The organism is Sulfoacidibacillus thermotolerans, assembly GCF_003144315.1.
Classification (GTDB): Bacteria; Bacillota; Bacilli; order Alicyclobacillales; family SLC66; genus Sulfoacidibacillus; species Sulfoacidibacillus thermotolerans.
Window position 1 is genome coordinate 236,423 of record NZ_MPDK01000002.1, and the last position, 22,110, is coordinate 258,532.

At 45.2% G+C, this 22,110-nt stretch carries 27 protein-coding genes; all 27 read right to left on the reverse strand.

Annotation, left to right across the window (positions count from 1 at the left end; translation table 11 throughout):
* Entirely contained in the window at nt 1-936 is a 936-nt protein-coding gene (gene zapE, locus BM613_RS01570; RefSeq protein ID WP_109429397.1) for an AFG1/ZapE family ATPase, read from the reverse strand.
* The gene (gene asnB / locus BM613_RS01575; protein WP_109429398.1) at nt 933-2,855 is read right to left on the reverse strand and encodes an asparagine synthase (glutamine-hydrolyzing); all 1,923 of its coding nucleotides are present in this window, start codon (nt 2,853-2,855) and stop codon (nt 933-935) included. The genes zapE and asnB overlap by 4 nt, the downstream gene beginning before the upstream one ends.
* A 24-nt stretch (nt 2,856-2,879) precedes the next feature.
* The gene (locus BM613_RS01580; RefSeq protein ID WP_181362818.1) at nt 2,880-3,404 is read right to left on the reverse strand and encodes a shikimate kinase; all 525 of its coding nucleotides are present in this window, start codon (nt 3,402-3,404) and stop codon (nt 2,880-2,882) included.
* Nucleotides 3,405-3,468: 64 nt separating this feature from the next.
* The gene (locus tag BM613_RS01585) at nt 3,469-3,855 is read right to left on the reverse strand and encodes a hypothetical protein (protein WP_181362819.1); all 387 of its coding nucleotides are present in this window, start codon (nt 3,853-3,855) and stop codon (nt 3,469-3,471) included.
* Nucleotides 3,839-4,369, reverse strand: coding sequence for a PulJ/GspJ family protein (locus BM613_RS01590; protein ID WP_109429401.1), 531 nt, complete (start codon nt 4,367-4,369; stop codon nt 3,839-3,841). The genes BM613_RS01585 and BM613_RS01590 overlap by 17 nt, the downstream gene beginning before the upstream one ends.
* On the reverse strand, nt 4,366-4,707 hold the full coding sequence (locus BM613_RS01595) for a hypothetical protein (protein WP_109429402.1): 342 nt from the start codon (nt 4,705-4,707) through the stop codon (nt 4,366-4,368). Before BM613_RS01595 ends, BM613_RS01590 begins: the two co-directional genes overlap by 4 nt.
* Before the next feature lie 31 nt (nt 4,708-4,738).
* Nucleotides 4,739-5,200, reverse strand: a complete 462-nt coding sequence (locus tag BM613_RS01600) for a pilus assembly FimT family protein (RefSeq protein WP_109429403.1) — start codon at nt 5,198-5,200, stop codon at nt 4,739-4,741.
* A gap of 60 nt (nt 5,201-5,260) precedes the next feature.
* On the reverse strand, nt 5,261-5,638 hold the full coding sequence (locus tag BM613_RS01605) for a competence type IV pilus major pilin ComGC (RefSeq protein WP_109429404.1): 378 nt from the start codon (nt 5,636-5,638) through the stop codon (nt 5,261-5,263).
* A 12-nt stretch (nt 5,639-5,650) separates the two neighbouring features.
* Nucleotides 5,651-6,676, reverse strand: coding sequence for a type II secretion system F family protein (locus BM613_RS01610; RefSeq protein ID WP_181362820.1), 1,026 nt, complete (start codon nt 6,674-6,676; stop codon nt 5,651-5,653).
* A complete protein-coding gene (locus BM613_RS01615; RefSeq protein ID WP_181362821.1) occupies nt 6,627-7,694 on the reverse strand; it encodes a GspE/PulE family protein in 1,068 nt (355 codons plus the stop codon). Before BM613_RS01615 ends, BM613_RS01610 begins: the two co-directional genes overlap by 50 nt.
* 496 nt (nt 7,695-8,190) lie before the next feature.
* The gene (locus BM613_RS01620) at nt 8,191-8,664 is read right to left on the reverse strand and encodes a M67 family metallopeptidase (RefSeq protein WP_109429407.1); all 474 of its coding nucleotides are present in this window, start codon (nt 8,662-8,664) and stop codon (nt 8,191-8,193) included.
* A complete protein-coding gene (locus tag BM613_RS01625) occupies nt 8,616-9,086 on the reverse strand; it encodes an NUDIX hydrolase (protein WP_109429408.1) in 471 nt (156 codons plus the stop codon). Before BM613_RS01625 ends, BM613_RS01620 begins: the two co-directional genes overlap by 49 nt.
* Nucleotides 9,087-9,091: 5 nt before the next feature.
* Nucleotides 9,092-10,369: a GTPase ObgE gene (gene obgE / locus BM613_RS01630; protein WP_109429409.1), complete on the reverse strand. Its 1,278-nt coding sequence runs from the start codon at nt 10,367-10,369 to the stop codon at nt 9,092-9,094.
* A 117-nt stretch (nt 10,370-10,486) separates the two neighbouring features.
* Nucleotides 10,487-10,798, reverse strand: a complete 312-nt coding sequence (gene rpmA, locus BM613_RS01635) for a 50S ribosomal protein L27 (RefSeq protein ID WP_109429410.1) — start codon at nt 10,796-10,798, stop codon at nt 10,487-10,489.
* Nucleotides 10,799-10,822: 24 nt separating this feature from the next.
* Nucleotides 10,823-11,140, reverse strand: coding sequence for a ribosomal-processing cysteine protease Prp (locus BM613_RS01640; RefSeq protein ID WP_109429411.1), 318 nt, complete (start codon nt 11,138-11,140; stop codon nt 10,823-10,825).
* A gap of 5 nt (nt 11,141-11,145) precedes the next feature.
* A complete protein-coding gene (rplU, locus tag BM613_RS01645) occupies nt 11,146-11,457 on the reverse strand; it encodes a 50S ribosomal protein L21 (protein WP_109429412.1) in 312 nt (103 codons plus the stop codon).
* A 128-nt stretch (nt 11,458-11,585) separates the two neighbouring features.
* Nucleotides 11,586-12,470, reverse strand: coding sequence for a M50 family metallopeptidase (locus BM613_RS01650; protein ID WP_109429413.1), 885 nt, complete (start codon nt 12,468-12,470; stop codon nt 11,586-11,588).
* Nucleotides 12,467-13,330: a M23 family metallopeptidase gene (locus tag BM613_RS01655; RefSeq protein ID WP_181362822.1), complete on the reverse strand. Its 864-nt coding sequence runs from the start codon at nt 13,328-13,330 to the stop codon at nt 12,467-12,469. The genes BM613_RS01650 and BM613_RS01655 overlap by 4 nt, the downstream gene beginning before the upstream one ends.
* A gap of 82 nt (nt 13,331-13,412) precedes the next feature.
* On the reverse strand, nt 13,413-14,207 hold the full coding sequence (minD, locus tag BM613_RS01660; protein ID WP_109429415.1) for a septum site-determining protein MinD: 795 nt from the start codon (nt 14,205-14,207) through the stop codon (nt 13,413-13,415).
* Between the two features lie 12 nt (nt 14,208-14,219).
* Nucleotides 14,220-14,906 carry a septum site-determining protein MinC gene (gene minC, locus BM613_RS01665; protein ID WP_109429416.1) on the reverse strand — a complete coding sequence of 229 codons (687 nt, stop codon included), beginning with the start codon at nt 14,904-14,906 and terminating at the stop codon, nt 14,220-14,222.
* Nucleotides 14,907-14,945: 39 nt separating this feature from the next.
* Nucleotides 14,946-16,808, reverse strand: a complete 1,863-nt coding sequence (locus BM613_RS01670) for a peptidoglycan D,D-transpeptidase FtsI family protein (RefSeq protein WP_109429417.1) — start codon at nt 16,806-16,808, stop codon at nt 14,946-14,948.
* A gap of 85 nt (nt 16,809-16,893) precedes the next feature.
* Entirely contained in the window at nt 16,894-17,409 is a 516-nt protein-coding gene (gene mreD / locus BM613_RS01675; protein WP_109429418.1) for a rod shape-determining protein MreD, read from the reverse strand.
* The gene (gene mreC / locus BM613_RS01680) at nt 17,406-18,266 is read right to left on the reverse strand and encodes a rod shape-determining protein MreC (RefSeq protein ID WP_109429419.1); all 861 of its coding nucleotides are present in this window, start codon (nt 18,264-18,266) and stop codon (nt 17,406-17,408) included. Before mreC ends, mreD begins: the two co-directional genes overlap by 4 nt.
* Before the next feature lie 27 nt (nt 18,267-18,293).
* The gene (locus tag BM613_RS01685) at nt 18,294-19,328 is read right to left on the reverse strand and encodes a rod shape-determining protein (RefSeq protein WP_109429420.1); all 1,035 of its coding nucleotides are present in this window, start codon (nt 19,326-19,328) and stop codon (nt 18,294-18,296) included.
* A gap of 26 nt (nt 19,329-19,354) precedes the next feature.
* On the reverse strand, nt 19,355-20,047 hold the full coding sequence (radC, locus tag BM613_RS01690; RefSeq protein WP_109429602.1) for a RadC family protein: 693 nt from the start codon (nt 20,045-20,047) through the stop codon (nt 19,355-19,357).
* A gap of 108 nt (nt 20,048-20,155) precedes the next feature.
* Nucleotides 20,156-20,737 (reverse strand): Maf family protein, encoded by a 582-nt coding sequence (locus BM613_RS01695; RefSeq protein ID WP_109429421.1) that lies wholly within the window; start codon nt 20,735-20,737, stop codon nt 20,156-20,158.
* A 202-nt stretch (nt 20,738-20,939) separates the two neighbouring features.
* A complete protein-coding gene (locus BM613_RS01700) occupies nt 20,940-22,070 on the reverse strand; it encodes a hypothetical protein (RefSeq protein ID WP_109429422.1) in 1,131 nt (376 codons plus the stop codon).
* Nucleotides 22,071-22,110: the final 40 nt, after the last annotated feature.

Consider the following 22,110-nt stretch of genomic DNA (forward strand, 5'->3'; position numbering starts at 1 on the left):
TTACACGTCAAGAATTTCTGCATTCGCAATGCGATAATCAGTCCCATCAAGATACCCGACACGAGTCCCCCCGATGATCCGACTCTTTAAAGGGTCAATGAAATTTGCCATATCCAGAGGCATTCGATCATACAGATTGGGGGGAGCAAAATTACTCGTGTAAAGCGTAGGAAGTTTTGCAGCAAAACGCTGGTTAACAATTCGAAACAATTTTTCCAAAGTAAATTCATTCGGCCGTTCCTGCCCGATCTCATCGAGCGCAAGAACAGGAACGGTGGAAAACGTCTCCAAAGCAGGTTCGATGTCTTTCCCCTCTCCAATCATACTGCGTAAGCGATCAAATAAGGCGTCAACACGAACAAAGATCGCAGGGACTTTGCGCTCTTCTAAACGGTTGATCATTGCGTGCAGGAGGTGTGTTTTCCCTACTCCAGCTGGACCAAAGATATAAAGCCCCTTCATGTCGTCACCAGGCTTGTACTGATTGGCAAAGGTTTGTGCCGCTGCAAAAAGTTTTGGTTTCCTTACTCTCTGCGATTTCGGAAAATTTGCAAACGCCAACTGTAAATCATAAGGAGTCCGCTCAGAATAGGATTGGTATCTTGCTGCACGCGATAAAGCTAGATATTCAAGAAACGGAGAACAATAACTTGTCTTTAGAACGAGTTGACCATTATATAGATCTAACCGATACTGCATCCCCTTGGCGTCACCCATTTTTCCACAATGCTCATATCCAGTACAGCTATCACAAATTTTATTTTGCGCGATGACATCAAGGAGCAACGGTTGCGCACGTCTAATCGCATCATCTGAAACCTGAAGCTCTTTAAGCTCCGGTAACTTAACGCGCAACGTTGCAGGATCGATCTTATCCCTCGCTGCAGATGCCGACAGCTCCTTAGGCAACAAACCCGAGAGCCGTTCTAAACTCATACGAACTCCTCCACGAACATTCGATGTCGGCGCTTGGCCACAAGCTCTGATTCCTTTGAAATAAAACTTTGCGATTGAACGACAAAAATTTGATGCCAGAGCAAGAAAATTACAATTGCCCAGATTTTGCGTGCATGATCACGTACACCTTGACGATGTTCCTCAAGCAAATGCAACACGTAATCCTTATCAAATAAGTCATCTAACGTACTAGATCCAATGATCTCACGAGCGAATTGATAATGTTCGTCACGTAGCCATTTACGCGTAGGAACTGGAAAACCAAGTTTCTTACGCTCAGTTACTTCTTTTGGTAATAATTTACGAACTGCTTCACGCAATACATATTTAGTCGTACCGTTAGCTAATCGATAAGCTGCTGGAATTTTTGATGCAAATTCAAACACCTGTCTGTCTAAAAAAGGAACACGTAGTTCCACACTATTTGCCATTGTCATCTTATCTGCCTTCATGAGGATGTCTCCTGGCAACCAAGTGTGCAGATCTAAATACTGCATCTTTGTCACATCGTCTGCATCTTGTACTTGTTGATAATACCTCCCAGTGAGATCCGTCGGACGACCATATCCCAACTTTTCCGGATCGAATTTGACAAACTTCCTTTTCTCCGCTTCCGAGAACAGGAATGCATTTCCAAAGAAACGCTGTTCAACTGTTTTTGAGCCCCGCATAAGAAAGCTGCGACCTTTCATCCCTTCAGGTATGATCTGAGCCACATCACCTAACCCTTGCCGCATACTAGGTGGTAAATAGTCAAATACACGCAATGAAAGTGGTTCTCTATAAATCGTATAACCGCCAAATATTTCGTCAGCACCTTCCCCTGACAACACAACGGTTACGTGTTCGCTCGCTAATTCTGAAACAAAATACAAAGCTATGGCAGACGGATCTGCTACAGGTTCATCTTGATGATATACGAGGCGCGGAAGTTCTTCTAAGTAACGTTTCGCCGATATGACCGTATCGCGATGAACTGTGCCAAGTACGCGAGCCGTCTCGCGCGCATACTCAATCTCACTAAGTCCTCCAGCACCTTCAAAACCTACCGTAAAGGTTTGAACCTCTTCTAATTCTTTTAATAAAGCTACAATCGCACTTGAGTCCACTCCAGATGACAAAAAGGCACCGCGTGGAACATCGCTATTCATATGCACACGTACCGACTCGCGAAGTTGTTCTAGAACACCTTCTACAAAATATGACACAGGTTGTTCAATAGGAGTAAATGCAAGTTGATAATATCTTTTGATAACGACTTCGTTTCCTCGTGCGATTAGGTAGTGAGCCGGTGGCAACTTCCAAATTCCTTCAAACATCGTCATGGGTTCGGGAACATACTGAAAGGTCAAATAGTTCCAAAATGCCTCGCGATCAATTTCACGCGATATCCCTGGAATTTTGAGCAAGCTTTTAATTTCTGAGGAAAAAGCAAGAAAATCGCTGTTGTACGTATAATATAAGGGTTTAATTCCAAATAGATCACGCGCCAAAAAAAGTTGTTCTTTTTTCCCATCCCAAATTCCAAACGCAAACATTCCACGCAATTTAGAAACACATTCAACTCCATATTCCTCATACAAATGTATGATCACTTCTGTATCCGTCTCCGTTTTAAAGCTGTGACCGCAAGCAATCAATTCATCACGTAAATCCTTATAGTTATAAATTTCCCCATTAAATACAATCCAAATACTTTCATCTTCGTTCGTTAAGGGTTGATGCCCACCTTTTAAATCAATAATCGCCAAACGACGAAATCCCAATCCAAGGGACCCGTCAAAATAATATCCTGCATCATCCGGGCCACGATGTACGATTTCCCCATTCATGGCATGAATGATCTCTGTGTCACACGCTTGTCCACGACGATTTAAAAACCCAACAATTCCACACACGTGATAGCCATCCTCTCTACTTCATCAGATCAAAATCTGCGATCTCCGATTAAATTCATACCAACCGCCCACGATTTTCGCAGCAGCCTCTTCCAAATCGCGAGAATCAACAGTCAAATGAGCAAATTCATAAGCGTGCTCGCGCTTCGCATGAAGTTGCGCAAGCGTACTCTCCATATCGCCACCTTGTAATAAAGGACGGCTTTTATCGTGTAACAAACGTTGAACAATCACTTTAAAATCAGCATGCAAATGAATAACGAACGAACGACTGATCAAAAGCGCTCGCGATTGCTCGCGCAACACAGCTCCACCACCTGTAACCAATACACTATTAGAAAATCCTTGAGAGACAATATTTTTAAGGATATTACCTTCCACTTCACGAAAATAAGACTCGCCTTTCTCTGCAAAGATTTCAGCAATTGACATATTCTCTTTGCGCTCGATCATATGATCGAGATCCCATAGGAGAAAGCCATAGCGCATAGCCAGCACCCGACCTAATGAAGATTTCCCCGCACCCGTAAAGCCAATCAAAGAAATCATCGCAATCCTCCTCATATGGACGCTCCACTATGTTAACACAATTTATTCCCCTATCCTATTGCTCTCATGGTGTTTGTAGCCAGGAGAGTACTGTATGCGATGCTGTATCAACACTCGCAATAATCGTTGCCTGCGCCCCCAAGCGAGTCAAACCTTCTGCCTTTATTTGTACGACATTCTTTTGAAAGTAGCCGAGAATCCTCGCACTGTATTCACCCTCTGAAGAGTATACATGATCAATCACAGCTGATTTACCTGCGTATGCATAAGAAACTTCCTGCTCAAACCCTGCATGTGCCAAATTATATGCGTTGATCATGTCAATACGCGCACCTTCACGCTGAGCAAAGGTACTATAAAGCATGAGTAAAGTAGACGAAATAACCATTAGAACTGCAAAAAGTAAGAGCGCAAACGGCAAGGCGGCTCCTCGGTCAGACCGAATGTCCAAGTGCAAAGGAAAAGGCAAATTTACTGTCGTAAATTGAATTGCCCTGTCCATAGTATACATCAACATCAACTCCAATCCTTGGCTCTACATGATACTGAACTGCGCTTACATCCGTAGACACCACCGCAGCTCCATAATCATTCACACTGCGATAAATCAAGTGCAACGGAGATAGGCGATAAATTAAATACATCTGGGTTCCTTGCTTGATTTCAATCGTCTGTGCTTGATAAAAATACGAATTAGCAGAATGCAGATCGTCCTCAAGGGCATGATAATAAACCCAACTGTCATCTAATTGAAAAGTCTTTTCCTGGATCTGCTCACTCACATGTAAAAACATTAGATAGGAAGCAATAGCAAGGGTAAAAAACAAACTCGCGATCGCAAGACTTATTAACGTTTCCATAAGAGTAAATCCTTCATCAAACATGTCTACGAGAAATCGGGAATGCCATCGCAAAAAGTATTGAAAACAACTGCGACCAAGAACATGTATTCCTTGTTTGTTCATAGAGTTTGTAACGTTTCAAAAGATATTTTTTGCTCACGTCCAAGCTGTAAAAAGTAAATCACAGAGCGTACCTTGACAAGATTGATCCCTATAGTTTCAACGTCGATTTGAGATACAAAAGAAACCCCATTTAAAGTGATTCGCTTCAACGGTTCAGGTCGTTCCCCAATGGAAAGTTCCCGGCAAGCAGTTTCGAGTTGCCCTTGACAAACGTACATCCCTGTGCTTGTACTTTGCGCTAACTCCATCCCATGCAAGCTTGTCATCATACTAGAAAAAGCAACAACAAGTGCCATGCTATAGACCCAAAGCGCCATAATAACTTCCCCTAACGTCATACTTCCACCACCTACCTGTACTCTTTTTAAATCATTTTCCAAGCAACATGTGTGTCGTCATCCTCATATCCCCATATTGTAAATACAACACGATATTTTGTACGCCTCCGAGAGGATCAGTAAAAGCAATTTGTCCGCTCTCACTCACATTGCCTAAATCGTCAAATCGAACGGTTGGGTTAGGAAGATGCAGATATCCATCATAATAATCCGTCGGCCAACTAAACGGTTGGTATTTCTCAAAACGTCCGCTATTGCCATAGAGAAAATAATAGGGAGCAAAAGGAGCAAAACGCACCTCTTGATACGCCTGGAATTCTTCTGCCCGCAATTGTTGCATGCGCAAATCTGAAAGTACTTGCAGTGCTGTCTGATGTAAATTAGCTGAGTCAAGCAAAGCCGTAACATTAGGCAAAACAAGGGCTGACAACATGGCAAAGATCATAAGTCCAATCAAGATCTCTAGGAGTGAATATCCAAAATCATCAGTCATGTGAGAATCCTCCTATTTGATACAAAAACTTACCTAACAGATATACTTTAAAGCCATGAACTAAGACGTTGTAGTAACACTTGCCGTCGTCCCATCCGGAGAGAGGGTAATAACAAAATTACCTCCCGTAGGGCACGTGGGAACGCTGTCTAAATACCCGGCATTCTTTAAATCTAACAAGTCTGCTTGCGTTGTTGTTTCAGTCGGGAATTGATGGTAATTAAGATAATACTGCGTAAGCGCAGCTTCGATCATTTTTTCATCTCCAGCTGTAGCTAACTGAGTCGCCTTTACTCCCGCTGCCTGCAAATTGGGCAAGGCAATCGCCATCATCACCCCAGTGATAAATAATGCAATCACCATTTCAATTAATGTGAACCCATCATCGCTCATAAACTGCTTACTCGCCATGCTGCGTTTATCCTTTTTCCTATTCACATAATCTCCCCCTTAAGACAGTTGTCTGATCAAAGAAAACATAGGCAACGTCAAAAATAATGTGGCTCCCCCCACGAGAAGTCCAACGAAGATTGTTAAACTTGGTTCTGCAACTCGAATAAAGCGCTCAAATGAGCGATCAATCATCCGTTCTAAGTGCAAGAAGGCGCGTTGAGCTGTACGATCTAATTCACCCGTGTTCTCTGCGAGTGCGATCATTTCACTTAGGAAACTTGGAAGCAATGAAATTTCAGATAATCCTTGCGCAAAAGTCTTCCCGCTCTCAAGTCCGGCGATAAGTTCGAGCCAATCCGTTCGAAGATGTGCTAAATCGAGTTCCACAAGTACGTGTATCACAGATAGCAAATCAATTCCCGAAGACAACAACAATGCGATTACTTCCATGACCTCTCTCCCTTTTAAAATCTGTATGAAAGAGCGAAGGAGTGGAAAAGACAACAATAACGGAAAGAAAATCCGCTTCATTAGCCTGGGGAAAAAGAACGCAGTTCCGGCAAACAATATGACTAACAAAATAAAAGGAGGTAATGAAAGTACCATCAAATGTGCCAAATAAAATGTCAAGGAGGTACTGTATGTCAATTTCAAATGCATCGAGCCATACATTTGCTCAAAATTGGGCATCACGATTGCAGCCAACCCATACACAACAAGGATCGACAGAATAATAAGTACAATCGGGTACATTAGCATTTTGATGGTTCGCTCTCTACGCGTTCGTTGCTGCAAAAGATGTTCACACAAGCGTAACAATGCGCGATCAAGTTCACCAGACAACTCTGCGATACGCACAAAACTAATGATTCGCATTGGATAGTGAATGGCAGTTAGGGCTTGGGACAATGTTTCCCCTATGCGCACACTCTGCCTCAACAGATGTGCATCTGTTGCATAGCTTAATTTTTGTTCGGAAATCACAAAAAGCGCAAATTCGAGATCAACTCCAGATCGCAACAAATCACTTAAATCAACGAGTAAGTTCTCGATCTCGAGAGACGTGCGAACGCTCTTTTGCATCAGCGTGACCTCCAATTTCTGAAAACTCATGGGTATATGGCGTCTTAAACACATCGTGAGAAATAGGCTGGCAGAGAAAATCTGCAATAGATTCCGATGGGAAGAGAGAAAATTCAGCTTTGCGCCCTGTCACACCCAGTGTTTTACAAGCAGAACATCCCGCTCCAGCACAAATCGTACAATCTATAGGATGCAATGTCTGCCAAATAACTAACTTTAAGACTTGACGAATATATTCGATCGGAATGCCAAATTCTATGAGTCGATAGACAACTTGCGGACCCAGTTCAGCGTGCATCGTGCTAAGCAACAAATGACCTGTAAGAGCAGCACGTACAGCAATTTTTGCAGTCGCCTCATCGCGAATCTCTCCTACCATCAGTACATCTGGATCTTGCCGAAGAGCTGCACGTAATCCTTGTGCAAAAGTAAGTCCAATTCGTTCGTCGACCTCTACTTGCTGATAACCCGACACTCGTCGTTCCACAGGATCTTCTATTGTTAATATGGAATTCCCGCAATTCGATCGATCCGCCAGCACTGCATGTAAAGTGGTACTCTTACCAACGCCGACGCGTCCTGTGACGACAATCATCCCAGCGTTCTCATTGACAACTGACTGCAACTGAGCTGCCTGCAGAGGTGTCATACCAAGTGCAACATACGTTTGATCAGGAACCTCCCCAGGGATAAGACGTACCACTGCACGCTCTCCCTGTATGGTAGGAAGTGTAGATATGCGCAGATCACAACTACCAAAATTCCCCTTCATGTGCAAATATCCATCTTGCGGCCGTCTGGTTTCAACTAAAGACAACTTAGCTAACACCTTCAAGCGGGTTACCGCTTGGCGATGAATCCATTTCTCATAACCGGAAATTTGATCAATGTCTACTAGACGCCCATGTATCCGCAAGCGAACTAAAAATCGCTCTTCAAAAGGATCAAAATGAATATCAGACGCCTGCAGCCGAATAGCCAACGCAATTAATTCATCGACGTATTCCCCTGTACTCACATACATCCCTCCAAATTCAGTTCTACAGGGTCTGTTCGCAATAAGCAGCAAGTCTCCTGTTTTCTATGCTCTTAATCGGATTAAAAATTGGATAGTTCTATCACTTTTTTGTACTCTTATAAGCTCTTTATCAATCGAGTAGTCATAATGAACGAGGCCGGCCCCGTTTCGTGATCACGTGGATTACACTGTGACTGTGAAGCCAGTGTAGAGCCACAAAACGAAAAGAGCCGGCTAAATTGAACACGATCAAAAAGTTTGTTAGTTTTGAACATTCAGAATAAAGCGATTGCTATCGCAGTCTCTGATAGTGGAGTACATATGCAGTAGCACCACCTAAACCAGCTCCGACAGTAATTTCGGGCGCAGATGCCACTACTGCACTAACTGCCATACCTTGCTACACCCATTGTACCACCTTCAAGTGTAGTTGCTTCTGCTACGTCGTTCGCACGCGCAATTTTAACTACTGTTAAGGCTAAAAGTCTTTAATTGACTAGACAATTTTCCACTCGATCTGCTCGTAGCGAAGATTCGTTTTATTTTCTAATCCAACCTCATAACGAAATACAGAAAAAGAAAGTTCCCCTTGGGAACGAAAAGCAATCAAATGACAAATATCCTTGTACCCGTATGCTCTTTCTAAATCAAAATGTGACGGATCCCCACTACCTTCAGGATGACTGTGAACAGTGCCAATCACAGGCTGACCAGTTCGTTCAGCTTTTAAGATAGCTCTGACAGCATCTGCAGCGCGTCCTACATAATGAGTGCGCGAAGGTAGTGCTGATTCCACGGGCAAAAATGTCTCGACAACTAATTCAAACGCGCGACGATGTCCAAACAATAATCCACCACTTTCAAATGGAAGTCGCTGTGTTACATGCGCACGTATCTGTTCAAGAACATTGAAAGGAATGATCAGGCACCAGTCATTTTGGAAACTGCCCCAATCGCCTTTGCCCCCCACGCTATGACCTCCTCAGTAACCTCCATGGCTCTCATTTCCTCAAGGGTAAACCATCCGATCGCGTCCGATTCCGCATTGCGCTTTGGTTCCTTGTTGCCGATAGGACGCGCAAAATAAATTAAGTCAATGTGTTGATGCCCAGGTTCAATGTCTTCTAACTGAATTCCCGCAGGACGTGCAAGCGCATGTTCAAAACCAGCTGGCTCATGCTCCGCGAGAATTTCAACCACAAGGCCGGTTTCTTCAAATACTTCTCTGATCGCCGCATCTTCTGGCAACTCTGGTGCTTCAATATGACCTCCAGGTGGTAGCCAGCGCCTCAATTTGTGATGAAACAAAAGCAACACACGATCTCCATCCACAACGATGCCTGTAGCGACAAAATCGCGTGTCACACCTTGATTCCCTTTATACACACCCATTCCCCTCACTCCACAAAGTCAAATTCCATATCCCCGACACGAATCACATCGCCATCTTTCGCCCCTGCAGCACGTAAAGCATCATCAACACCAGAACGGCGCAGTATCGTTTGAAAACGTTTGACTGCATCATATTGGTCAAAATTTGTCATTGCTACTAGTTTATCAAGTTCCGCACTTTCGACAACAAACACATTTCCATCACGATCAATGGTAAAGGTTAAACGAGGTCCGCGTGCTCGATAAACCACTTCTGCCTCAGCAAAATCCATTTTATTTGACTCTTCCACCTGTATCTGATCTAGCAATTCGGCAATGCGATGCATCAAAACGTCAATCCCATCTCGTGTAATCGCAGAAATAGGATAGATCTCTACATCCTTTACTTTTTGTTGAAAAAGAACAAGATGTTCCTGCGCTCCGGGAAGATCCATTTTATTCGCAACCACAACTTGTTTACGCTCTACTAATAATGGATTGTACTCTTTCAGTTCATGAAGGATTGCATAGTAATCAGAGACGGGATCTCTATCTTCCGTTGCCGCCATATCAACGACATGCACAAGTACTTTTGTTCGCTCTACATGTCGCAAAAATTCATGCCCAAGACCCTGTCCTTCATGTGCACCTTCAATCAAACCGGGCAAATCTGCCAATACAAACGACCGCTCATCCCCAAGTGAAACAACCCCTAGATGCGGTGACAACGTAGTAAAGTGATACGATGCAATTTTCGGACGAGCAGCACTTACGACAGAGAGAAGCGTAGATTTTCCAACACTCGGGAATCCAACGAGTCCCGCATCCGCGATCAAACGCAGTTCCAATAAAACCTCTTTTACTTCACCTGGCTCCCCGCGTTCTGCCATATCAGGAGCCTTGTTTTTAGCTGTAGCAAAGCGTACATTGCCTCGTCCACCACGCCCGCCCTTAGCAATTACCGCCCGCTGACCAATTTCAGTTAAATCTGCGATTAAATCCTGAGTCTGTGCATCGCGCACAACTGTGCCCGGTGGTACTTTGACTAAAAGATCTTCGGCATTTGCTCCATGTTGATTCTTGGGTCGACCATTTTCTCCAGCTTTTGCTCGAAAATGTCGTTGGTACCGAAAATCCATCAAAGTGCGCAAACCCGGGTCCACGATAAATACAACGTCACCGCCACGTCCACCATCACCACCTGCCGGTCCACCCATCGGAACATATTTCTCTCGCCGATAAGCAACCATTCCATTTCCACCGTCGCCTGCTTTTACTTCGATTTTTGCCACATCAACGAACACGATTTCACCATCTTCCTTTATCCATACTCTATAGGTGTAATAAGAACCTAATGAGGAAGAGAAAACCCAGTCGCGACAAGGCAACTGGGTCGTCTCAACCGTCTGCATTTGCTAAACTTACGCATTCACCGTTTCAGCTGTCACTTTCTCAGCAACCGGATACACGCTTACGCGTTTGCGATCCCGTCCCCAACGCTCAAACTTTACCCGTCCGGAAACTTTAGCAAAAAGCGTGTCGTCGCTACCAATTCCCACATTCAACCCTGGATAAATCCGCGTACCCCGTTGACGCACGAGAATGCTACCACCTGTCACTACTTGCCCATCGGCACGCTTTACCCCTAACCGCTTCGCATGACTGTCGCGGCCATTTCGCGTCGATGAAACTCCTTTTTTATGAGCAAACAATTGTAAATTAAATTGTAACATCGTAATGCCTCCTTTAACGTCGACTTACTCTTTACGAATTCTTTTTATTTGAATATACATCCCATATTCTTTCGCAATACCACTTAGCCCACTAGCAAGACTTTTCGCCAACAATTGCACATCAGCCGATTCAGGAACTTCAACATCGTAGTAGCCTTCTCTGACGTCACTACGCAGTTTTAAATAACACAGTTCCTCGACACTATTGACAAAATTAATTGTTAATGCAGATACGGCTGCACATACTAAATCCCGTCCATATTCATCTGATCCTGCATGGCCCGTTACATAAAATCGCTCAATTTGCCCTGTCTTGGATTCAAAAATTTGTGCTACAATCATAGAAATTACGCTTGAATTGCGTTAACTTGAACCTTCGTATAAGGCTGTCGATGTCCCTGTTTGCGGCGATAGTTCTTCTTTGACTTGTACTTATATACGATAATCTTCTTCGCCTTTCCTTGCTCAAGGACTGTAGCGGTCACACTTGCTCCCGCAATATAAGGGGTTCCAATCTTAACTTGACCCTCGGTTTCCAGTAGAAAAACCTTATCCAAAGTTACAGTATCACCTACAGCATGATCCAACTTTTCAACGTATAAAACCATACCTTCAGAAACCTTATACTGCTTTCCACCCGTTTCAACAATCGCGTACATCACGCGCACCTCCATAAATGAGACTCGCTGCTGCAGGCTTGGATCTACTCCTCCAATTGATATCGCCTATCGCAAGCGGTTATAAAACCAAAGCTACACACCACTGAAAAAGGATACCACATAAAGTGTCATGAAAGCAATTGAAAAATAGGTTCTCGCCATAATCCACGTTCAAAAATCGCGGATAAAATTTGTTCCTCATTCAATGTTTTTGCAAATACGCCACGTCTATCATCATATAACCTCTCATCCCTGATATAGACGACATGATACGTGCCTGGAGCAAATTGTACAGCCACATCACCAATGGCCATTTCGGGATCTACTACTAGCGCACGCAATGGTTCTGCTGCACGCTTTTTCATCTTGCGTTTGGAATCGAGAAAACGAAGTGTATCATAACGTGATTGCTTACTTAAAGTAAATGCAGAAAATAATAAAAATACGCCTAGCGCCAGTAATCCAAGATCCGCATAGCCTAACCACAAAGACAACAGTCCTAGAATCATGAGTGCAGCTGATAGGTAATAAGCCAATCGCGTCACCAACCTCGTTGACCATTCATATCCATAATGCACAGCAAGAGCAGCACGCGCAATTCTTCCCCCATCTAAAGGTAGTGCGGGAAGTAAGTTAAAGATGGCAATTGTCATATTCATGGAGACAAAATTTGTCGCGTCATTCGCCGAGATCAAGTGCAACAAATACAAACATTCTGCTAACAAACTTAAAAGTAAATTCATGAGTGGACCACAAATAGCAATCAAAGTCTCATGCTTAGCATTCCATCCTAATTCACTCGATGCTAATTTTGCCACTCCGCCAAATGGCAGCAATTCGATAGACTCTACACGATATCCGTATACGCGAGCAGCAACAACGTGCGCAATTTCATGAAGAAGCACAATCGTAAACAACAAGGCAATTTGTGTAAAATAATGGCCGTAAACCGCAATCGCGATGACGGCCAGAAACAACAAATTTACCTTAAACTTAATCCCCCAAATTCTCATTTTGCTTCACCAAAAAATGTAGTTGGGTTGTGATAGGCGTTGCCTCGAATATAACCAAAAACTAATTCTCGTTGATCTTTTGGCAAATATCCAATCCCTTGTCCCGCCACCACATATTCATTTGTATGCACAGTGATTTGTCCTAGATGCGCATAAAAAGTCTGACCAAATGCGCCATGATCAATCATGATATATTTTCCATTTGCTTGACTCTCAGCGACAGCAGTCACCAGGCCGTCAGTAGCTGCGACCACTTCTGCACCTGGACGTCCCTCAATCACGAGGTCTGGTGAAATCAAAGAGTATGGACGAACAATGGTCCCTTTCAGTGGAATCACCATTTGCATCGCTGATACACTGACAGCCACAGCAGGCTCCGAAGAAGGCAGATTTGTTCCCAACGCATAAGCAATCTGTTTTGGCAATAAGACACTCAAATCATCGTTTGAAAAAGCTGAGCGTATATCGCGTTGCAATTGCATGGCGAGTGGACGAGTGCTATGAAACATAAAAAATGAAGCACCAATTAGAAAAAGTGCCGCAATCGCTTGCAGCGTCCACGCCGAAAGACCCTGCCCCTGTTCTCGCCGATCAAGGAGTGAGGTCTTGCGATGCCTCGGAAGTGATTTGCGCAATTCACTATACGTCCGATCGCGATACATCCCTGTCTCAAAGCTTGGCACCTTCTCTTCACGCGGAAAGAGGGTAGACTCGAATCCGGTTTGTGTCATTCGAATTTCTGGATCCGTCTCCTCTTTGCTCTCTTCCCACTGTGCTCCACTCCACGAACGCGGTGATCCATAAAGATCATCATCAGGACCTGTCGAATATTCGGGCCGTACATCCTGTCGCTTGATCAAAATCTCCCCTCCTCCCATCTTCACGATGCTAGGGACAACCCGTCCATCTAACATTATGAGATAAGAGCAAGGAATATGCGGCCTAGCGCAAGCCAATCAATTTGCGCATCCGTTTAAAAAATCCATCTTCTTCTTGCAAACTTAATAAAGGCACTGCATCTCCTAAGATGCGTCGAGCTATATTGCGGTAGGCAAGTGAAGCTTTCGAATCTGGCTTAACCACGATCGGTTCGCCTTGGTTTGCTCCTTTAATCACCAACTCATCATCTGGGACGATGCCAAGAAGATCGATCGACAAAATTCCGATAATATCATCAATGTCAAGCATGTCTCCATTTTTAACCATATGAGGGCGAATGCGATTAATAATCAATTTTGCAGGAGGTAACTTCTCTGCTTCTAATAACCCTATTACACGGTCCGCATCGCGCACTGCCGCTTGCTCCGGCGTTGTTACGACAATCGCTTGATCAGCACCCGTAATCGCGACGCGAAATCCGTGTTCAATCCCTGCCGGACAATCAATAATAATATAATCGAATTGAGATTTAAGTTTGCGAACAATCATCTGCATACTATCGACACTTAAAGCGAGTTTATCTTTTGTTTGTGCCGCAGCGAGTAAAAAGAGGTGTTCAAAACGCTTATCCTTAATCAACGCCTGTTCGACTCGACAATTCCCTGTCGCGACGTCGACAATGTCAAAAATGATGCGATTTTCAAGTCCCATCACCACATCAAGATTGCGCAATCCAATATCAGTATCCACCAAGCACACTTTTTTCCCTAGCAATGCAAGCGCAGTTCCGATATTGGCGGAGGAAGTCGTCTTGCCGACGCCACCTTTTCCAGATGTGACCACGATCGCTTCTCCCATGCCATTTCCCCCTTATATCACAGCGCGAGATCGATTCCTGCGCTGACGATGATACGTAAAGACCGCCATTTTCTCAACCGCCATTTGTTCGCCCTCTAAATAAGCAAACTCCATCTCTGCTGGGCGATCGTATGCCTCTGGTGAACGGCGCACAACTTGTGCAATCCGCACCTGCAGTGGTTCAAAATATGCCGCAGCAACTACAGCACGGACATCTCCCGCTGCTCCAGCATGTGCAGATCCGCGCAAATGCCCCATGACGAAAATGTCTCCAGAAGCAATAATTTGTGCTCCCGGATTTACATCCCCTATGACAATCACATCTCCATCGTGTTCAATCAATTGCCCCGACCGAAGTGTGCCTTTAAAGACGTACGGTGCTTTCACGCCCATCTCACGCATCGGTGGCGGGCCATCAAATCCATCTAAGACGAGGTTTTCGTGTGTAGCAAATACTTCTCGCAAAATTTCTTGTTCTTCACTCGAAAGCTCACGCATCCCGCATTCAATATAAACGTTTACTGTCGCACCAGACAGCAAATGCTGATGGCTGCCAGTGAGCTTTTGCTTTAGTTCTTCAACGACATCCGCAAAAAGCGCATCGTCGGCAAGCACAAACAGCAATCCGCTACGGATCCCTTTGATTGTCACGAGTTCTCGCGATCCAATTGAAGAGATCGACTTCGCCGACTTTGTCATGACCGGCCTCCCATTGCTTAAGGTTCCAAAAAGATAATTTCAACGCAGCGGTGGCATTTTCCTGCTCGCATGTGCAAAGAATCGATCAAACATTGCACGCGCGATCGGAACTGAAGAATCAGCTCCATGACCTCCACCTGGGATAACAACAGCGACGGCAATTTTCGGATGATCAAATGGTGCATAGCCGATAAAAACAGAATTATCAAAGCCTACAATTCCCGTTTCAGCAGTTCCCGTTTTCCCCGCGGCAACATAAGAAGCGGGGTGTTTGCCATGAAACGTGGAATATGCCGTTCCATTGGGTGCATTACACGTCAAGTACATTCCCCATTTGACGACTGCCATATCCTCTGGGCGAAGCCCTAAGCGCAGCGCGTCAAAATTGCGCACAGGCTTAGGATGCGTATTGTGAAAAGCAATCGATTGCACGACATACGGCGTTACACGCACTCCACCAGTGGCTAAAGTAGAGGCATAGACAGCTAGTTCCAGTGGGGTAAACACCTCGTTTTGGCCGATGGCGGTATAAGGTAAATCTGTAACCTGTCCAGACCCTTCATTTACGTATCCCGTATTTGCATCTGGCAGATCGATCCCCGTCTCCCTGCCAAGGCCAAATGCACGCTGCAATTGTTCTAGTTTGTGCAATGTTTCCAGGCGTGTGCGATGTAACCAAAAGGGGATCTGCCGATCATGCGGCGGGGGCCAGTGGCCATAGTCTAAACTCGCCTGATAAAAGTACACATCACAAGATTCGGCAAGTGCGGTAGCTAAGGTCACCTTCCCATGCCGCGTCCAACAGCGAATGACTGTGCCATTCGTCGCTGGAATTCGCAACCCACCACTACAATCGATCGAACGTGTTGGAGTAATCACGTGTTGCATAAGACCGAATAATCCGGTCAAGGGCTTTAGTGTAGATCCCGGCGCCACAGCCGCTTGAGTGGACCAGTTGCGTTCAGCGGGAGCAAATTGATTGGTATAAGTTCGATAAGACATTCCACTTACAAACCACTCTGGATGATAGGTAGGTACACTCGCAAGGGCGAGAACAGCTCCAGTATTCGGGTCAAGTGCAACAGCCATAGCATGTGAGACATCTTTATGTCCATGCCTATGCAAGTCCTCGACTTGACGTGCAAGCAGTTGCTGCACGTCACGCTGATATTCTGCATCAATCGTCAACGTAAGATCAGCCCCGCGCTTTGGCAACCGCGAGTCAGGCAATGTGCGCTCTGGTACCCCTTCACTGTTGACCTCTACGCAAATTCGCCCTGGTTGTCCGCGCAATGCGCGATCATAACTAAGTTCAACGCCACTCCACCCAACTTTTGCAGAAGGGGGAAACCCATTTTGAAGAACATATTGATCACGTTTTTGCTCTGGAATCGAGTTAATGTAACCAAGAATGTGACAAGCTAAATCCCCTTGCGGATACACGCGAACAGAGTCAGGAATTATCCGAATGCCCGGCAATTCCGATTGATGTTCGCCCACATAAGCGATCGCTTTTTCTGGAATATGTGTCGCAAGTAATGTATGCACACTTCCTGAATCATAACCTGTCATGCGCGAGATCAACACTTGTTGGGATATTCCCAAAATCGGTGCTAGCTTTTGTGCAATGGGCGCCGCCTCACGCCCATTGCGTGCATAAACCAAACTAAAAACAGGTTGATCATAGACGAGAACATGATGATTTCGATCGAAAATAGTTCCACGCGGCGCTGGCGTCGGAAACGTATCCACACGATTGCGCGTAGAAAGCGCAGCATAGTGATCATGCCCAACCATTTCCATGCTGGCTAGTTTTAAAATGAGAAGCCCAAGAGCCAAGGTAGAACCTAGTTGCAGAATGTTAAAGCGTTTTTGTCGCAATAAAAATTTTTCATCCGTCATGTGCAATCCTCTGCTTCTAGATTACCCGCATGTTCTCCCAGAAGTCAGCTTACCGAGCACAATTATTTATCTCTACAACATCCATTTAAACGCCTGCTGAATCGGAATGGTATTTCACCTTGGGTTTTACGAGAAAAACTAGGCGGTAGATCCGATATAAAATGACACACGCAATCATCGTCATCAAAGCTGAGCGGGAGGATTCGCGCAAAATCAAGTGTAAACTCGTTGGAGCCGCAGCAAACAATCGACTGACGCCATATACAATCCACGTAGAGACTTCCGCGCTCACCCCACTTAATAACAAAGCGAGCAATAGACTTTCACGCATCACCAAACTGCGAAAATACCCGCTTAAATACCCTACAAGTGCGTAGGCAAATGCTGTTTGACCTAAAAACGGGCCAAAACTCACATCCTGCATCAATCCAATCAACGCACCAAAAATCATCCCCATGCGCGAACCACGTAAAATTGCCACCATTACAATACCCAAAACTACAAGATTAGGAGCAAATGCTGAAATCCCCGGCATGCGAAAAACTGTCGCGTCAAGGACCAAGCTCACAACGAGTACAATGAAAAACAAAATATTTTTCATTTTAACACCTGCCCTGGCTGTGGCGAGACGACAAAAACATATTCTAACGCACTCATATTTGCTGCTGGTGCAACGATCGCAGAACGTGTAATTCCTGTACTATCCGATGTGAATTGTGTAATCGTACCAATCACAAGACCACGTGGATAGATATCACTAAGCCCCGAAGTTGTTACCTGATCTCCCGGTTTAATCCCTCGCGCCAATTGAGAAATAAACTGCATACTCAACATTCCCGGGTGTGTGCGTGAACCTTGAATCACGCCATAAGCAGGTGCACCAGACGTTACAATAGCTGCTGACACACCATCTGATGTGGCAGTTGAAGTGATCAACTCAACTGTGCTGCTATACTGTGCAACCGCGACAACGCGACCAATCAACTGACCACTTTGGTTGATAACAGGATCGTTATGCACAACTCCAGCCCTTGTCCCAACAGAAATCGTAAGTTCATCATTCCATGAGATCGGACTGCGGCCTGTAACTTCTCCCGCGATCAGTTGGAATTGAGGAACTTTCCCCTTATAGTCCAACATTTGTTTAAGAATTTGATTTTGTTGTTGCTCCTGATACACTTCAGAACGCAAACTCTGATCTTGATTCACAAGCGTTTGTAATTGAGCATTTTCCTCATACAGAGTTTGCAAATCTCGAAGATGCCGAAAAAAGGTGTCAATCTGAAAAACGGGCTCATAAATCCACCCGCTCACCACTGATTCAGAATCATGAAGCCATCTTTCTGGCCATGTAAGTTGTGAGATGCGCGAACGCAGTGTCATTCCAGCGACGACGACAAGCAAGATGATCAGCGCCAGCAAGCCAAACAAGCGCCCACCCGACAAAAACTTTCCCACAAACGCCTCTCCCCTCGCGTCTCGCAACTAGCGTCCTCGACTACGTTTAAACGTTCGCCGATCACTACGCAAAGTTTCGATGCTATCCAGGGCCTTCCCAGTTCCTACAGCAACACAATCAAGTGGATTCTCCGCAACAATTACAGGCATACCCGTTTCGCGTGACAAATGCCTATCCAAGTTGCGCAGCAAAGCACCGCCACCTGTAAGAACAATTCCTCGATCCATGATATCCGCAGCCAATTCTGGCGGAGATTTCTCAAGTGTCACTTTTACTGCCTCTAAAATACTCATTACCGTATCAGAGAGTGCAGAAGCCATTTCTGCAGCAGTGATCGTAACCGTTTTAGGGAGTCCAGTAATCAGATCTCGACCGCGAATATCCACTTCTTCACCTGATTCTGTTACGAGTGCTGAACCTATAGAAATTTTCAATTCTTCTGCAGTCCGTTCTCCAATCATCAAATTATAGTGGCGTTTAATGTGATTCATAATCGCCTCATCCATCTCATCTCCAGCGATGCGAATCGAGCGACTGGTCACAATCCCTCCAAGTGAGATGATCGCGACTTCTGTCGTTCCTCCACCAATATCAACAACCATACTCCCTGTAGGTTCACCGACAGGTAGACCCGCTCCAATGGCAGCTGCCATAGGTTCTTCGATTGTCGCTGCTTCGCGCGCACCTGCTTGAATCGTTGCATCGAGAACTGCACGATTCTCCACCGCCGTAATTCCAGAAGGAACACATACGATCACACGTGGTTTTCCTGCAAAGACTGACTTCTTTTTTAATGCCTGCCGAATAAAATACTTTAGCATCGTCGTCGTCGTATCATAATCAGCAATAACGCCATCTTTCATCGGACGTACAGCCACAATGTTACCAGGTGTACGACCGATCATGCGCTTCGCTTCCTCACCTACCGCTCGGATCGCACCCGTATCTGTACGCAGAGCAACAACGGAAGGTTCGCGTACTACAATCCCGCGCCCCTTCATATAAACTAATGTATTTGCCGTACCAAGATCGATTCCCATATCACGTAAATTTCCAAACATCGATTTTCCTACATCCTTTCACATAGTTAGCCAAGTAAAGAACGAGTGTCAGCAAAATGACCTCTTTCACGCAAACTTATAAACCGTTTGTCACCAATCACAATGTGATCTAGCACCTCAACACCAAGTATAGCTCCCGCAGCAGCGAGTCGGCGCGTCACTTCGATATCCTCCTGGCTTGGCGTCGGGTCCCCACTCGGATGATTGTGCGCACAAATAATTGCAGCAGCACTACGTTTAACGGCCGTCTTAAAAATCTCGCGCGGATGCACGATGGAGGCATTTAAAGAACCGATCGAAACCACCTCTTCCCCGAGGATTTGGTGCTTCGTATCCAAGTGGATGGTAACAAAATGTTCCTTACGAAGAAAGCGCAACTTTTCCATCAAGTATCGAGCAGCGTCCTCTGGCGAAGCAATCTTCTGGGGCAAAGCCTCTGCCGTCACATGTAACCTATGACCTAGTTCAATTGCTGCGAGAATAGTGGCCGCTTTTGCAGCCCCCACACCAGACACTTGTCGCAGTTCTGTCACTTGAACGTCGAGTAACTCCCGCAATCCGCCCACGTGACTTAAAACGCGTTCTCCAACCGCAATCGCTGATTCCCCGCGACGTCCCGTCCCAAGAACAATCGCTAGCAATTCGGATGTCGACAGATTTTGCGCGCCAGACTGTAACAAACGCTCACGCGGTCTTTCTTCAGTAGGCAATTCAGCCATTAGTGTACCACGTTCCGGCTTTTGGCGCTCGATCAAATGTAATCAGCCTCGCAATCCTCAGCAAATGTCCACTACCTCGCAAGAAGTACCACAGTCCAGATGTTCTCCTTAAAACGAGTAGCCACTCTCAATTAGCAAATGCGCTGTGAGTTCTAAAGGTAGTCCCACTACTGCATAATAATCCCCGCAAATCCACTCAATAAAGCGCGCACCAACCCCTTGAATTGCATAGGCACCTGCCTTATCTAAAGGCTCCCGCGTGTTTACATAAGAAACAATTTCGGCATCAGACAACTTGCGCATCTTTACTTCTACACGCCGATAATCCATACGCGCCATCAACGTCTTTGCATCGATCACGGCAACGCCTGAGAACACCTCATGCACATGCCCTTGAAGTTTTCGCAACATGTCAACTGCGTCATTGGCGTCAGTGGGTTTACCAAAAATTTGATTGTCAAAAACAACAACCGTATCAGCTCCAATTACCAAACCCTGCGTAACACGAGAAGCCACTGCGAGTGCTTTTTCGCGCGCCAGGCGCGAAACGTTGCTAGGGACCGAATCACCGAAAATCATGGTTTCATTCACTGGTACACTTACTACTCGATGAGCAATTCCTAACATGCGCAGTAATTCTGTTCTTCTTGGAGATGACGAAGCAAGCACAACTTCAGGAACCATATTCATTCACCTACTTGCCAAAGCGCTCACAAAGTAATATGCCCCGCTTAAGTAAATTTCTTCATTTTGTTTTTAATCGCGAATGAATGTTACTTCATCCTTCTAAATACCTTTCGCATTTGCTCTCAGTATACCATTTACACGAAGTTCGCCCATTATCTTATGGATAAAAGATGTACTAAGCATTTTCAACGCTCTTCCATGCTCGTCAGCCAATTTTTTGCATAGCAATGACAGCTTGTACAAGCAGCACTTTTCCTACATCGCTCTTTGCATTTGCGATCACACTCAAATGAGTTGCTGCATTTTGTACTCTCTGGTGAAAAGCCCAAATTCTTGTTCCAACACGCCCTAAATTCGGCATGATTACCGACAAAGTCTGACCCAAGCTCTCACTTTGCGCCTCTAAGTCGAATAACTGTGGGACTTGGTATTGTGAATTAAGTGCTAAAAGTGCTTGCAGTAAATTCGCATCAACCGTTACTAGTGCTTCCAGTTTAGAGAGAGTGGGTGTACTCAATGCACGCACGCCTTGTAAGCTAAGCGCAATCGAATGCTCCTCGATTCTGTAAGGAGTCACTGCATAGGGAACTTCGGCGCGGGTTAAAAAAGAACGAAATGCCTGATCTCCACGAACGTGAAGCACTGGACCTAGCAACAAGCGATAGGGAGCGTTTGGAGATATTACCGCATCTACGCCACTGTGACGAATGTCTTGAAGGGCCAATTGCGCTTCTGAAAGTGTTGAAAAAATTCCATCTTCATACATCACAGTCGTCAATGCAGGCACGATCACTGAATCACTCCTTTGTGCCTGATCGATTAGATTTTGGTTACCACTTTGTACTTGAATCGCATGGAGACTCGCACCTTGCGTGTATGCACTGTTTAAACCTGAAACATCACTGCCCGGAGCTAATAGAAGCAAAAAATGCAAGCCTGCAATCAAAAGAGCACCCATCGTCACACCGATCGATAGTGCCGCATAGGCGATTTCGCGTAAAGACCAAGCCACCTTGCCATCTCTCATAAATCGCAAATTACCTTTGAAGTAGTTACGCTGCTGACGCTTAGCCCGTCGCCATAAAGAATTCCGAACACGCCGAATACCTATTGATGGCGTAGCCATTTTGCCCCAGGTAACATCACTTGTACTCGCTAATTCACGAGCATGTTGTAGGACATTGCGTAAATTGTGGTCGACAACTGGCAAAGGGGGTAAAGATGAAGCGTTATGCGCCTCTTGCGAAAAAGACTTCGTTTTAACGACAACAGAATCAGTACGCTCCCTCATTTTCCCACTTTCCGGGTCTCGCTCAAAACTCCATCTGTACGCCAACTCTATCACCTACTAATCAATTTTCTCTTAGTAGGAGAGT

What these genes read in the sequence shown, in the direction of transcription:
- zapE (WP_109429397.1), bottom strand. Translation starts at nt 936, where the DNA reads ATGAGTTTAGAACGGCTCTCGGGTTTGTTGCCTAAGGAGCTGTCGGCA.
- BM613_RS01580 (WP_181362818.1), bottom strand. Translation starts at nt 3,404, where the DNA reads ATGATTTCTTTGATTGGCTTTACGGGTGCGGGGAAATCTTCATTAGGT.
- BM613_RS01590 (WP_109429401.1), bottom strand. Translation starts at nt 4,369, where the DNA reads ATGAACAAACAAGGAATACATGTTCTTGGTCGCAGTTGTTTTCAATAC.
- BM613_RS01595 (WP_109429402.1), bottom strand. Translation starts at nt 4,707, where the DNA reads ATGACGTTAGGGGAAGTTATTATGGCGCTTTGGGTCTATAGCATGGCA.
- BM613_RS01600 (WP_109429403.1), bottom strand. Translation starts at nt 5,200, where the DNA reads ATGACTGATGATTTTGGATATTCACTCCTAGAGATCTTGATTGGACTT.
- BM613_RS01610 (WP_181362820.1), bottom strand. Translation starts at nt 6,676, where the DNA reads ATGCAAAAGAGCGTTCGCACGTCTCTCGAGATCGAGAACTTACTCGTT.
- BM613_RS01625 (WP_109429408.1), bottom strand. Translation starts at nt 9,086, where the DNA reads ATGGGTGTGTATAAAGGGAATCAAGGTGTGACACGCGATTTTGTCGCT.
- rpmA (WP_109429410.1), bottom strand. Translation starts at nt 10,798, where the DNA reads ATGTTACAATTTAATTTACAATTGTTTGCTCATAAAAAAGGAGTTTCA.
- BM613_RS01640 (WP_109429411.1), bottom strand. Translation starts at nt 11,140, where the DNA reads ATGATTGTAGCACAAATTTTTGAATCCAAGACAGGGCAAATTGAGCGA.
- rplU (WP_109429412.1), bottom strand. Translation starts at nt 11,457, where the DNA reads ATGTACGCGATTGTTGAAACGGGTGGAAAGCAGTATAAGGTTTCTGAA.
- BM613_RS01650 (WP_109429413.1), bottom strand. Translation starts at nt 12,470, where the DNA reads ATGAGAATTTGGGGGATTAAGTTTAAGGTAAATTTGTTGTTTCTGGCC.
- minD (WP_109429415.1), bottom strand. Translation starts at nt 14,207, where the DNA reads ATGGGAGAAGCGATCGTGGTCACATCTGGAAAAGGTGGCGTCGGCAAG.
- minC (WP_109429416.1), bottom strand. Translation starts at nt 14,906, where the DNA reads ATGACAAAGTCGGCGAAGTCGATCTCTTCAATTGGATCGCGAGAACTC.
- BM613_RS01670 (WP_109429417.1), bottom strand. Translation starts at nt 16,808, where the DNA reads ATGACGGATGAAAAATTTTTATTGCGACAAAAACGCTTTAACATTCTG.
- mreD (WP_109429418.1), bottom strand. Translation starts at nt 17,409, where the DNA reads ATGAAAAATATTTTGTTTTTCATTGTACTCGTTGTGAGCTTGGTCCTT.
- BM613_RS01685 (WP_109429420.1), bottom strand. Translation starts at nt 19,328, where the DNA reads ATGTTTGGAAATTTACGTGATATGGGAATCGATCTTGGTACGGCAAAT.
- radC (WP_109429602.1), bottom strand. Translation starts at nt 20,047, where the DNA reads ATGGCTGAATTGCCTACTGAAGAAAGACCGCGTGAGCGTTTGTTACAG.
- BM613_RS01695 (WP_109429421.1), bottom strand. Translation starts at nt 20,737, where the DNA reads ATGAATATGGTTCCTGAAGTTGTGCTTGCTTCGTCATCTCCAAGAAGA.